The 12,947-nt window shown below is 36.6% G+C and carries 14 protein-coding genes; 11 read left to right on the forward strand and 3 right to left on the reverse strand.

The genetic code is table 11. The features are described from left to right. Window positions 1-4 precede the first annotated feature (4 nt). On the forward strand, window positions 5-772 hold the full coding sequence (locus DHW03_RS10990; RefSeq protein WP_109925832.1) for a hypothetical protein: 768 nt from the start codon (window positions 5-7) through the stop codon (window positions 770-772). Between the two features lie 265 nt (window positions 773-1,037). Here the strand turns inward: DHW03_RS10990 and DHW03_RS10995 are convergent, their stop codons facing one another. Next, window positions 1,038-1,892 (reverse strand): EamA family transporter, encoded by an 855-nt coding sequence (locus DHW03_RS10995; protein ID WP_109925833.1) that lies wholly within the window; start codon window positions 1,890-1,892, stop codon window positions 1,038-1,040. A 141-nt stretch (window positions 1,893-2,033) separates the two neighbouring features. Beyond that, window positions 2,034-2,381: a hypothetical protein gene (locus tag DHW03_RS11000; protein ID WP_109925834.1), complete on the reverse strand. Its 348-nt coding sequence runs from the start codon at window positions 2,379-2,381 to the stop codon at window positions 2,034-2,036. Between the two features lie 120 nt (window positions 2,382-2,501). Here DHW03_RS11000 and DHW03_RS11005 point away from each other — a divergent pair, with 120 nt between their 5' ends. Both DHW03_RS11005 and DHW03_RS11010 read left to right on the forward strand, forming a co-directional pair. Beyond that, complete coding sequence (locus DHW03_RS11005) at window positions 2,502-3,035, forward strand: superoxide dismutase family protein (protein ID WP_240618515.1); 534 nt, start codon at window positions 2,502-2,504, stop codon at window positions 3,033-3,035. 276 nt (window positions 3,036-3,311) lie between these two features. Then, window positions 3,312-3,839, forward strand: a complete 528-nt coding sequence (locus DHW03_RS11010) for a biopolymer transporter ExbD (protein ID WP_109925836.1) — start codon at window positions 3,312-3,314, stop codon at window positions 3,837-3,839. Window positions 3,840-3,945: 106 nt separating this feature from the next. Here DHW03_RS11010 and metK read toward each other — a convergent pair whose 3' ends face one another. Continuing rightward, window positions 3,946-5,196, reverse strand: coding sequence for a methionine adenosyltransferase (gene metK, locus DHW03_RS11015; RefSeq protein ID WP_109925837.1), 1,251 nt, complete (start codon window positions 5,194-5,196; stop codon window positions 3,946-3,948). 153 nt (window positions 5,197-5,349) lie between these two features. On the opposite strand from metK, the gene DHW03_RS11020 reads away from it, so the two are divergent. The 8 genes from DHW03_RS11020 to DHW03_RS11060 all read left to right on the forward strand — a co-directional run bounded on the left by DHW03_RS11020 (window position 5,350) and on the right by DHW03_RS11060 (window position 12,842). Then, complete coding sequence (locus DHW03_RS11020) at window positions 5,350-6,303, forward strand: diacylglycerol/lipid kinase family protein (protein ID WP_109925838.1); 954 nt, start codon at window positions 5,350-5,352, stop codon at window positions 6,301-6,303. Between the two features lie 26 nt (window positions 6,304-6,329). Further along, window positions 6,330-6,680, forward strand: a complete 351-nt coding sequence (locus tag DHW03_RS11025; RefSeq protein ID WP_109925839.1) for a translation initiation factor — start codon at window positions 6,330-6,332, stop codon at window positions 6,678-6,680. A gap of 260 nt (window positions 6,681-6,940) precedes the next feature. Then, entirely contained in the window at window positions 6,941-8,536 is a 1,596-nt protein-coding gene (pckA, locus tag DHW03_RS11030; RefSeq protein ID WP_109925840.1) for a phosphoenolpyruvate carboxykinase (ATP), read from the forward strand. A gap of 296 nt (window positions 8,537-8,832) precedes the next feature. Then, window positions 8,833-9,663 carry a MotA/TolQ/ExbB proton channel family protein gene (locus DHW03_RS11035; RefSeq protein WP_109925841.1) on the forward strand — a complete coding sequence of 277 codons (831 nt, stop codon included), beginning with the start codon at window positions 8,833-8,835 and terminating at the stop codon, window positions 9,661-9,663. A gap of 78 nt (window positions 9,664-9,741) precedes the next feature. Beyond that, on the forward strand, window positions 9,742-10,356 hold the full coding sequence (locus DHW03_RS11040; protein WP_109925842.1) for a biopolymer transporter ExbD: 615 nt from the start codon (window positions 9,742-9,744) through the stop codon (window positions 10,354-10,356). A gap of 3 nt (window positions 10,357-10,359) precedes the next feature. Further along, window positions 10,360-10,866 carry an ExbD/TolR family protein gene (locus DHW03_RS11045; protein WP_109925843.1) on the forward strand — a complete coding sequence of 169 codons (507 nt, stop codon included), beginning with the start codon at window positions 10,360-10,362 and terminating at the stop codon, window positions 10,864-10,866. Window positions 10,867-10,886: 20 nt separating this feature from the next. Beyond that, a complete protein-coding gene (locus DHW03_RS11050) occupies window positions 10,887-11,708 on the forward strand; it encodes an energy transducer TonB (protein WP_109925844.1) in 822 nt (273 codons plus the stop codon). A 231-nt stretch (window positions 11,709-11,939) separates the two neighbouring features. After that, window positions 11,940-12,842 (forward strand): PstS family phosphate ABC transporter substrate-binding protein, encoded by a 903-nt coding sequence (locus DHW03_RS11060; RefSeq protein ID WP_109925846.1) that lies wholly within the window; start codon window positions 11,940-11,942, stop codon window positions 12,840-12,842. Window positions 12,843-12,947: the final 105 nt, after the last annotated feature.

The raw sequence follows: 12,947 nt of genomic DNA on the forward strand, positions 1-12,947 counted from the left end.
GATCATGAAAACTTGGTTATGCGTTATACTCGCAACTGGCATCTTTTCGTTATGCTATTCTAACATCGAAGTTCAAGACGAAAATATCGTCGCTATTGACATAAAAAGTAAAATTGAGCTTGTGCACCTACCAGACGGGCAATTATTGAAATATGACTTTGAGTATCAGCATTTGTATCTTGATAGTTTAAATATTGTCAGAGAAATAATAACCAGAACTACCCCAACGGAAATAATGAAGATTACTGATTCTCTAGTGAATGAAAATTCATTAATAGTTGATACACTTTACAAGTACTTCCTCTTTAATCAATCCCGAAAACATGGCCTTCTAATTGATTCTTTAAGATCAATAAATGGCAAAGTGTTTTCAGTCGATTCGCTAAGGAACGTCAAACGGTGGGGTAATTTTAATCTGGATAGCTTTAAGCTGGTTGCAGTAATAAATAACCCCAATTTACATCAAGTAATCGCTGAAAAATATCACAAGCCAAATAAAGACTTATCGGATGAGAATGACCCTGATTCTCTTTATCTATTCTACGATAAATCCCTGAACAACATTCCATTCTCATTTTCATCGAAAATTGATGAAGAAAAAAAAGCTAAACTTTCAAAAATTCAAGTTGTTTTTAACTCTAGAAAGTCTGATAAATTTATGCTTACGCTGCCCAGAAGAGCGTACTCTTTTGAAATTGTTAGAGCGCAAATTAAAGATCGAAAAAAAATTCTTGATTTTTTTAATTTAATTAGAACCAAGAATTTGGATTAACAATTTTTTTTAAACATTTGTTATAAATCTTAATGAAAAATAAGATGCACATTGTTTTTAGAGGAGGCTGTGTACATAACTCAATTTGACCTTTAAGCCACCAAATGATTCTTTTTGCGGCGAACATAATCAGGATTAAAAATGGCAATTTTCATGAGCGAAAATTGCCGTTTTTTTGATCTTAAATTTTTTAGTTGATTCAAAATTAAACTTGGTTCGTTTAAAGTGATTTTGATGTAATTAGACACCTTCTTTCTTGGCCCAACTACAACCTTGCTCTTCTTGCCGTAATTGCCGATCCGGCTGAAGCAATAACAACAAATGCAACGGCTAAACATTCTTGTATGGATAGAAATTCTTGAAGGAAAACAAAAGCGGCCAATGAAGCCACGGCTGGCTCTAAACTCATTAAAATACTAAAGGTTCTTGCAGGAAGTTGCTTTAAGGCTTTAATTTCTAAAGTAAAGGGTATCGCACTAGAAAGCAATGCAAGTGCGGTGCCTAAGCCCAACAATTGAGGGGTTAAGCGCATCAATCCGCCGCTGAAAACACCAAAAGGCAAAATCAATAGAGAAGCAAATAACATTCCAACCGCTACAGCCTCTCCACCATTCATAATTTTTGAAATTCTACCACCAAGAATAATGTAAGCAGCCCAGAATCCGCCTGCAAGCAATGCAAGCAAAACACCAATTAAATCCAATCCATTATGGCTTGTCCAGGGCGCAATTAGGGCAATTCCAATAGCAGCCAATAATACCCAAATAAAGTCTATTGCCTTTTTTGAAGAAAAAATGGCCAAAACCAATGGTCCAACAAATTCAAGCGTAACGCCCAAGCCAATTGGAATTCTCTCAATTGCCAAATAAAAAACCATGTTCATGGCCCCTAAAGCAAAGCCATATAGAATGACATATTTCCATTGCTTTGCGTTGAGCTTAGCCAAATTCGGCCTGAAAGCAAGCAATAAGATGATTGCAGAGATTCCGATTCTTAATGATGCAGTAGTTGCTGCACCCAAAGCAGGGAAAAGTCCTTTGGCAATAGCAGCTCCACACTGTACACTAATAATAGATAATATAACTGCTGGAATGGGTGGGATATTAAACTTGCTTTTCATACCGAAGGATCAATGAATTAGCCCGCGAAGTTACAAAAATGAAATCCATCACAAGTTTAATTTAACAGGCTAAATTCTGACTCAGATTTGGCAAAATCGAGCATAAAAAAAGGGCTTGAAATTTTTCAAGCCCTCATGTTTTTAAGCAAATAACTCCTGCTCGTCTCGATCAGCAGTTGGTATTTTTTTCAAGAAGTCATCAAATGCAGGTCCGTCGTTATCCGAATATATTCCATAAGCATCCAATATGTATCCGATGTTTTTATCCTGATCTTCAACTAAATATAAAACTGAATTATCTGCTGGATCAGAATCTCCCTCAAAACGGTAAGTTTTCACGATCGTTAAATCCTCAGGCTTGTAAATTTTCGAAAGGGTTTTGCTTTGCATCTTCCCATGATCAGAAATTTTTAATTCGTTATCTTTTCCTTTCAGCCTCAATTTCTCCAAAATTTGGCTCAAAGTGTTCATCGCAATTGGCTGTTCCATAGTTATAATGATTTTATACCTTTTAAACACCCTGTAATTGAAATGGTTTTATAATCCAAAATTTAAGGGGAAACTAAATGACTTTCAATGTGTTCTAAATAAAACAAAAAAATGAATACCATGAAAAACTATCTTTTAGGATTAGCCATTGCTAGTATGGCAATTGTATCTGCCTGTACATCAAAAGCGGATAAAGAAATTGCCACTGCCACCTTAAATGAAACAGCAGATAACACCAAAACCATTGGAACAGCCAAGTTTTATCAGCAGAGCGATGGTAAAGTTAAATTGGAATTGAATATTGATTTTCCATCAAAGGCAGATAGTACCGTTGCCGTGCACCTCCACGAACATGGCGATTGTGGCGATATGGGCATGAACACCCATGGGCATTGGAACCCAACCAAAGAAAATCATGGTAAATGGGGCTCTTCAGCTTACCACAGTGGAGATATAGGCAATATCCAGTTAGATGGCAAAGGAAAAGGAAGTGTTACGGTAGCTACCGATAGATGGAACATTACTTCTGGAGATTCAAACAGCATAGTAGGAAGAGGTATAATCGTTCATGGCGGAACAGATGATTACACAACACAGCCAACGGGCAACTCTGGCCCACGTGTAGGCTGTGGCATTATTGAAATTGTTAAATAATATAAAATATTTACAATACTGAAAAGAGATTCAAGGCGGTGTATCATTCATTTGGTCGCCGAATAGTATTCTACATCATCATAAATAGTTTTAATGATAAAACGATAATGATGGGTATAGTTAAAGAAGGCAATTTTCGCTTATGAAAATTGCCTTTGTTTTTTATTGGGTGGTTCAGAATTTAATTTCTTCTGCTGGAAATAATTTTATTAAATGTGATGCCACTTTTTTATGCAATTGCGCTCCCGTTGTCATCATATAAAAAAATATAAAACTATGGCAACTTTAAACGAATCTCAAAGCAGCAAAGCCGTTAAAGGCAGAAGTCAAAAATCTACACCTCGCGTGGATCTTACGGCAATGGTAGATTTAATGTTCCTCTTAACTACATTCTTTATGCTCACCACCACACTAGGCGATTTAAATGTAGTTGATGTCGCAAAGCCCGAGCAATCTTTGTCGCAGGGACCTTACCCAGCATCCAGAACCATGACCATTTTATTGGGAAAGAATGGCGAAACAGCCTATTACATGGGTGAGCCAGATCAAGCTGAAATCAAAACTTCCCCTCTAAAAAATATCGAAGGTAAAATCTTGTCCTCCAAATTGTTAATGGCTAAAACTCATAACAACAATCCTTTAAAGCACCTAATTGTAATCATCAAGCCTACCAAAACATCTACTTACAAAGATTTTGTTGATGTGCTGGACGAGATGAAAATCACCAATGTAAAGGCTTATGCTATTGATGATGATCACATTACCCCTGCTGAGCAGGCCTTTATAAAATTGAAAGGAATATAACGCTATTAAATTTGAATTTAGAGCATCCGAATAAGTTCTGATGGGATAGCTTTCAAAACAAAAGTCCCGATTTTTGGTCGGGACTTTTAAAATATTGTGGCTGGAATTAAATTCCGAAAGCAGTTTTAACTTGATCTGTATAATCTAGTTTTTCCCAGGTAAACAACTCAACGGTAACACTTTTTTCCTCTCCATTTGGAGTTCTAAAAGTTTTGGTAACCGTTTCTGGAGTTCTGCCCATGTGGCCGTAAGCAGCAGTTTCACTGTATATCGGATTTCTAAGTTTCAAACGCTGTTCAATAAAGTATGGGCGCATGTCAAAAATAGATTCAACCTTTTTGCTTATTTCGCCATCAGTCAATCCAACTTTGGCCGTTCCGTAAGTAACCACATTTATTGATGTTGGTTTTGCAACCCCAATCGCATAAGAAACCTGAACCAAAACCTCATCAGCTAAACCAGCAGCAACTAAGTTTTTAGCAATGTGGCGTGTAGCATAAGCTGCACTTCTATCTACCTTACTTGGATCTTTTCCAGAAAATGCACCACCACCGTGAGCACCTTTTCCACCGTAAGTGTCAACAATTATCTTTCTACCAGTTAAGCCAGTATCTCCATGAGGACCCCCAATTACAAATTTTCCAGTCGGATTGATGTGATAAGTAATCTGATCATTAAATAAATGAGCATATTGAGGGTATTTCGCCTTAACCCTCGGAATTAAAATAGAAACCAAGTCCGATTTAATCTTCGCCAACATAGTCGCTTCTTCGTCAAAATCATCATGTTGGGTAGAAATTACAATGGCATCAATTCTTTGAGGCTTATTATCGTCAGAATATTCAAGCGTTACCTGAGATTTTGCATCTGGGCGCAAATAGGTAATTTCAGAATTTTCTCTCCTTAAATTAGCCAATTCCCTTAATAAAGCATGAGACAAATCTAAAGCCAATGGCATATAGTTTTCAGTTTCGTTGGTTGCATAGCCAAACATCATACCTTGGTCGCCAGCACCTTGCTCCTCTTTGCTGCTTCTGTCAACACCCTGATTAATATCTTGAGATTGTTCATGTATCGCAGATAAAATACCACAAGAATTGGCCTCAAACATATAATCGCTTTTGGTGTAGCCAATTTTCTTGATTACATCACGGGCAATTTGCTGTACATCTAAATAGGTTTTGGATTTAACCTCTCCGGCCAAAATTACCTGTCCAGTAGTTACCAGCGTTTCGCAGGCAACCTTAGATTCAGGATCAAAAGCAAGGAAGTTATCAATTAATGCATCCGAAATTTGATCGGCAATTTTATCTGGGTGGCCTTCAGAAACAGATTCTGATGTAAATAAGTATGACATTTATTAAAATTAATAAGGGTAAATAAACAATTTAATATTTGCCAAAACCCCTAGAAAACAGGTTTTAAAATGATTGTAGAAGGCATTAGCAATTTTTTTAAGTGGTTGCAATCCGGTCCCGAAGATTCGGGATAGCAAATCAATCCACTTTTAATGATTGCAAAAATAGTATATTTTCTTTATTTCAAAAATTATAGATTATTTTGTACCCTCATTCTTTTCAACTTGCAAAGTAAAAACAACATTCTCTTTATCATCAACCCAATCTCTGGAGGAAAGGGCAAATTGCGCATTCCCGACTTTATAGATAAGTATCTGGACAAGGAAAAATTTAGTCCAAACTTTATTTTTACGGAGTATATTGGACATGCAGGCGAGCTCGCAGACGAAGCCTCACTTAAAAATTTTGACATAATCGTGGCAGCTGGTGGAGATGGAACCATCAATGAAGTAGCCACAAAAGTTTTAAAACACAATAAAATTTTAGGCATTCTTCCTCTCGGCTCGGGCAATGGCTTGGCCAGATTTCTAAATATTCCTAAAAATTTAAGGCAGGCCATCTCGTTAATCAATAATCTAAAAATAGAAAAGATAGATTCTGCAACGTTTAACAACAAATCTTTCTTTAATCTCGCAGGTATGGGTTTCGATGCACATTTAAGTGCTGTTTTTTCGAGCGATAAGAAAAGAGGATTAAGCGGTTATGTGAAATTAGGTTTTAAAGAAGTATTCAACTATCAACCCCAAGTTTATACCATAAATATAGATGGTGTAGAACATAAACGAAAAGCATTTGCAGTTACCATTGCTAACTCCTCTCAATATGGTAACGATGTTTTTATAGCGCCTTCAGCCTCTGTAAAAGATGGCCTACTGGATGTTTGCATCATAAAGCCCTTTTCGCTTTTAAAATTACCTGTGCTGAGTTATGTCATGTTGAAAGGAAGAGCAGAAACCTCGGATATGATTGAAATCATCAAAGGCAAAAACATTAAAATTACTCGACAAGAAGCAGGAGCGGTACATGTAGATGGCGAACCATTACAAATGGGCGTGGAGATAGAAGCCCTAGTAAATCCATTATCTTTGCAAGTAATTGTTCCCTAATTCACCAGCACTCATAATTTGTTAATATGAAACCAAAGAAAAATAGTTTAAGCGATCTTGGCGGCATCATGTATTCTACAAATCCAGAATTTGAATATGAAGAAGAAGTGGATGATACTGTAACCGCACCAAACCAACAACAGGATTTACGGGTGATGCTCGATAAAAAAAATCGTGGTGGCAAGGCGGTAACACTCGTTACTGGTTTTAGAGGAAAGCAAGAGGATTTAGACGTACTGGGCAAAATGCTTAAAACCAAGTGTGGCGTTGGTGGGTCTGTTAAGGATGGAGAAATCATGATTCAGGGTGATGTTCGAGATAAGGTGATGGGAATCCTTCAAAAGGACGGATATAAGGTTAAAAAGGCTGGCGGTTAACCTGTTTAGGAAAGCGTCCATGCTGCGAATGCTCAAAATAATTTCAGTTTTTCGCTTTCGGCTACGCCAATACCTCAAAATCCAAATCAACTTAGTGTAAAAAATCCAATTTCTTTTGAGTTCAAAAACCTATTTATATTACTGATTATCAGTGTTATATGCAATAGTGTATTTGATACAATATGTAAATAATTAGCTCAAAATACTCGCTTTTTTGAATGATAAGTCAGTACATTTGCATCACTAACTAACTTATTGTTATGAGCAAAAAGAAACTGCAAACGCCAGATTTAAGCTACTTAAATCTAGGCGGTAACATTGCTGTAAAGTACCAACTAACATCCCCAGAATTAGTTGAAGAAGCGTTAAAAAATAATGAAGGCACGCTGGCCACTTCAGGAGCTTTAGCGATTGATACCGGAAAGTTTACCGGCCGTTCACCAAAAGATCGATTTATTGTAAGTGATGAAATTACAGCAAGCACCGTTTGGTGGGGCGATGTAAACATCAAGATTAGTCCCGAAAAATTTGATGCCTTGTACCATAAAATTACCGATTACCTAAAAAAAAAGGTCATTTATGTTAGAGATTCATCCGCTTGTGCCGATACCGACTATTCCATTTCCATTCGGGTAATTACAGAAACGGCCTATCAAAATCTCTTTGCCAACAACTTATTCATCCGACCAGAGGAAAGCACTTTGGGCGAAAATCCGGAGTGGACCATCATAGCCGCACCAGGTTTTTTATCCAATCCGGCAGAAGATGGAACGCGTCAGGAAAATTTTTCAATCCTAAACTTTACCAAAAAAATGATTTTGATTGGCGGAACAGGTTATACGGGTGAAATAAAAAAAGGGATATTTTCTGTATTGAACTTTATTCTGCCCATCTATAAGAAAACACTTTCCATGCATTGTTCTGCAAATGTAGGCGAGGCTGGAGATACAGCAATATTTTTTGGTTTATCTGGAACGGGGAAAACAACCCTATCCGCCGATCCAAAACGAGGTTTAATTGGCGATGATGAACACGGCTGGGGAAACGATTCCGTTTTTAATTTCGAAGGTGGCTGTTATGCGAAGTGTGTAGATTTAACCCAAGAAAAAGAACCACAAATATTTAACGCCATTAAGTTTGGCTCACTGCTCGAAAACATAAATTACTTTCCAAACACGAGAGAAGTAGATTTTTCAAATATCGAAAAAACAGAAAACACGCGCGTGGCTTACCCAATTGAGTTTATTGACAACGCAATTTTACCCTCAGTGGCACCCATTCCTAAAAATATATTCTTTTTAACAGCCGATGCTTTTGGGGTGTTACCACCCATTTCGAAATTGAATGTAGAACAAGCGATGTTCCACTTTATGAGTGGTTATACAGCTAAAGTTGCAGGTACAGAAGCCGGCATAACCGAGCCGCAGTTAACCTTCTCTGCTTGCTTTGGCAAAGCCTTTCTTCCGTTGCATCCATCTCAATATGCCGAATTACTTGGCGAAAAAATGAAAAAACATCAAGTAAATGTATGGTTGGTAAACACCGGTTGGACAGGGGGCGCATACGGTGTGGGTAAGCGTATGAAATTGAGTTATACCCGAGCGATGATTACTGCGGCATTGAATGGAGATTTAGATCATAATCAATATAAGAAGCATCATGTATTTAAATTAATGATGCCTTTACATTGTCCTAACGTTCCGAGTGAGATTTTAGACCCTTCAAAAACATGGGATAATGAAGAAGAATACTTCCTAAAAGCTTACGAATTGGATAACGCCTTTGCCGAAAATTTTAAGCAGTTTGACAAGGCAAATACCCAAAAGTTACACGAGAAAGCGTTAAAATTGTGTTAAATGCACTTTAAAATGCATTTTTTGCGCTAAAAATTTGCAATTAGATTTTTTTTTAGTTTTTATTGTGAAAGAATTGCCTCTGGCTGAGGCAATTTTTTTGTTATACACCCTTTGTGATTACCGTAAACTAAATCTTAAGTAACGATTTAATTGTTTATTGATTTATTAATTTGTAATTTAAATCAAAGTTATAAATTTGTTTTTCGCAACAAAACCAGATAAGAAACGTTGTGTGTATTACAAAAGAAAACAGCTAAAAATTAAAAACAAGAACTAAAACTAAAAATTAAAAAAAAATGGCAAACGCACCAAAACCGACAACTGTTAAAAAAGAGAGCTCTTCAAGTGCTTCAAATGTATTTGCAACATTCGTTATTCCAATCTGTATTGTAATTGGATTCTGTGTTTGGAGATTCGTATTCGGAGAAGGAAGTAACTTTATTGATGGTGACAGAGAAAAATTACCTTTAGCAGGAAACTATCTTGGAACAGCATACAAAGGAGGTCCTATCGTAGCGATCTTAGTAGGATTACTTTTAGTAGTTATTGTATTCTCAATCGAGCGTTTCATCGTAATTGGTAAAGCAAGTGGAAAATCAAGCTTAGATACTTTTATCCGTAAAGTACAAGGTTTGTTAAGCGCAGGAAACATCGATGCAGCTAAAGCAGAGTGCGACAAACAACAAGGTTCTGTTGCTAACGTAATTAAATCAGGATTAAAAAAATATAGCGAAGTAGAAGCAGATACCAATATGGATGTGGAGCAATCAATCGTTGCAATCCAAAAAGAGGTAGAAGAAGCAACTGCTTTAGAAATGCCAATGTTAGAGCAAAACTTAACTGTAATTGCAACCTTAGTATCAATTGGTACGTTAGTAGGTTTATTGGGTACAGTAACAGGTATGATCCGTGCATTCGCCGGTTTAGCAAATTCTGGTGCTCCAGATCAATCAGCATTAGCGGTAGGTATCTCTGAGGCATTGATTAACACTGCAACAGGTATCTTGGTATCAACAGTAGCAATTATCATGTATAACGTATTAACTTCTAAAATCGACAAGTTAACTTACGCTATCGATGAAGCTGGTTTCAGCATCGTTCAAACATACGCTAGTTCGCATAAATAAGAATTTTGAAAAAATTTTTACCGGCTTTATGGAAAACCGGAAAAAAGAACATCATTATTAAAACTAGTAATTTATATTATGCCTAGAATAAAAGTTAAAAGAACAAGTACCGTAACAGATATGACCGCCATGTGTGATGTGGCTTCATTGTTACTTACTTTCTTCATATTAACTGCAACTGCAAGGCAACCAGAACCACTAGCTGTACAAACCCCCTCATCAACATATGAGTTTAAGGTGCCAGCAGAGAATAACGCAATTTTAACAATTGGGCAGGGTAAGGTTTTCTTTGAAGTAGCAGGAAATAAAGTAAGGGCTAAAACCTTAGAGTTAATTGGACAACAATATAACATTAGCTTTACTCCAGAAGAAATACAACGTTTTTCAGTAATCTCAACTTTTGGTGTACCAGTTTCAGATCTGAAAAAGTTTATTGCAATGTCTGGATCAGATAGGATGAAGCCCGGAGTACAAACCGGAATTCCAACGGATTCAACTGACAATCAGTTAAATTCATGGGTTTTGCAAGCGCGTACCGCAACTGCTGAGATTAATCAACAGCCAATGCGTGTAAGTATTAAAGGCGATGCCAAAGAGGAATATCCTGTAATTAAAAAGATTGTTGATGTACTTCAGAAACAAAAAGTGAATAAATTTTTGTTAGTTACAAACTCTGAAGCTAAAAAGAAATAAGAAATGGCAGAATTAAACACAGGCGGGAAGAAAGCCACGCCAAGGGTTGATATGACTCCGATGGTAGATTTGATGTTTCTTTTGGTAACATTCTTTATTTTAACAACATCAATATCTACGCCTCAAGCAATGGATATTGTAAAGCCAGATAAAGACGACAAGAATTTGGATAACAGATTGGAGTTAAAAGCATCTAAAACGATGACTATTTTATTGGGTAAAAAAGATAAAGTAGCGTGGTATATGGGTGAGGCTGGTAAAACAGCTCCAACTTATGAAAACTTATCACAAGTTGATAAATCTATTATCGCAAATAGAAAAGTTGCTGATGCATCTGGAATAAAAGGAGAATTTGTTGTCTTGGTAAAACCAACCAGCGGATCTACATTCCAAAACTTTGTTGATATTATGGACGAATTGGAAATATTAAAGGTTAAAGTTCGTCAAATCGATGATGACAATATCCTTGATGCCGAAAAAGAGTCGATGAGATCACAAGGTATTTTATAATAAAGTTAAACTCAATAATCATGTCAAAATTAGATATATTTAGAAGTGAGTGGCTTGAAGTAGTTTTTGCTGATAAAAACAAAAGCTATGGTGCTTACCAATTGCGTAAGACCAATGGAGCCAATACCACTAGGGCGTTGATTATCGGTTCAGTAATCTTTCTTATCTTGTTTTTCTCTCCAAAAATCTATAGCCTAATCAAAGGTTCAATAGATAATCAGGATGAGCAATTAAAAGCACAGGAAGTAATTATCGCTCCGCCGCCCCCAGTTGATCCAAAAACACCTCCACCCCCACCGGTAGAGCCACCGCCACCAAAAGTGGATCAGGTAAAAATGCCACCTCCAATCGTTAAGCCAGATGAGCAAGTACGTGATGAGGAACCACCTACAGTTGAAAAGCTGAAGGAAGCAGATCCTGGCCAAAGAGATATTAAGGGTGATCCAACCGCAGATATTCAGATTGCTGAACCTGTTGGTGAAGGTCCAAAACGTACTGAGGCTGTTGCTGTAGATGATAATAAGGTTTATGACTTTGTTAGTATCGAGAAACAACCAGAATATCCAGGAGGTATTGCTAAGTTTTACGGTTATTTAGGTAAAGCAATTAAATACCCGCCAATGGCACAAGAAAATAACGTACAGGGTAAAGTGTTTTTATCTTTCGTTGTTGAAAAGGATGGTAAATTAACTGATATCACAGTTACACGTGGCTTAGGTAGCGGTACTGATGAAGAAGCTATCCGTGTACTAAAGGCCAGTCCACGTTGGAACCCAGGTATCCAAAATGGTAAGCCTGTAAGGGTAAAATACAACATCAACGTAAACTTTACATTGAACTAATAGTAAATGTTAAATTTTGATATTTTTAAGCAAAAATCGCCTAAACAGCGGTTTTTGCTCATTTTAGGCCTTATCATGTTTGTTTTTTACGTGATCTTGGGTTTGGCATTTATCTTTTGGAAAGGCCTTAATCTAAATATTCCTTACTACGGTAAGGTAGCTATAGGAATCTTCCTCATTATTTATGCTTTTGTACGACTATTAAGCCTGGGTAGGCGAGACTAATCATTGATGAGAAATATCCTTTTTATATTTATGTTGCTCGCTTTTGTTTCTTGTAAACGTAAAGCAAAAACTGAAGCGGTAAAAGAAACCCGAACCAGCGGTACTTTAAAAATATTGGTTGATGAAAGCGTAGGCCCAATTGTTCAGGAACAAATTGGTATTTTCGGCTTGGATTATCCGCAGGCAAAATTTGAAACTATAATAAAGCCTGAAGAAAAATTATTGCCAGCCTTCTTAAACGACAGCGTTAGGGTAATTGTTTTGCCTAGAATGTTAACCAAGCAGGAAGAAAAATATTATAATCAACGCAACATAAAGATTAATACCTCGCGCTTTGCGGTTGATGGAATCGCTTTAATTACAAATCAGGGCAATATTGATAGTGTAATTACCGTTAAAGAAGTTATAGATATATTACAAGGGAAAAGTTCAGATAAAAAATTGGTCTTTGATAACGCTTATTCAAGTACCTTCCAATATTTTAAACAATTGGCAAATATTAGTCAATTTCCAGCTAAAGGTGTTTATTCGAAAAATTCTAGCAATGAAGTCATCAAGCTTATAGCTCAGGATAAGAATTTTATTGGTATTTTAGGTATGAATTGGATTACCGATCGCAATTCGAAGATGACAGATTATTTGAGCCAGGTAAAAGTTTTAGGTGTAAAGAATTTAAAGGGTAAAGTTGGCGACGATCAGTTTTATAAACCTACACAAGATAATCTTATAAACGGAATCTATCCTTTTCTTAGAAACGTAAATATAATAGATTGTGAAGGGAGAGATGGTTTAGGCACAGGATTTGCAACATGGTTAAGGAGCCAAAGGGGGCAATTGATTGTACTTAAATCTGGACTGGCACCACATAAATTAATGCCGAGAGAAATTAACTTAACAAAAGAAAAATAATTTATAAATTGAACCACGAAGTATTTAAGAGAATGCTTCACATTTAGAGATAGGAATTACCGGTGAAGGTTGAAAAGGCAATTAGAAGAGAAAAGAACCATGGCT

Origin of the sequence: Pedobacter yonginensis (assembly GCF_003173595.1) — a bacterium.
In the GTDB taxonomy this organism is placed as follows: Bacteria; Bacteroidota; Bacteroidia; order Sphingobacteriales; family Sphingobacteriaceae; genus Pedobacter; species Pedobacter yonginense.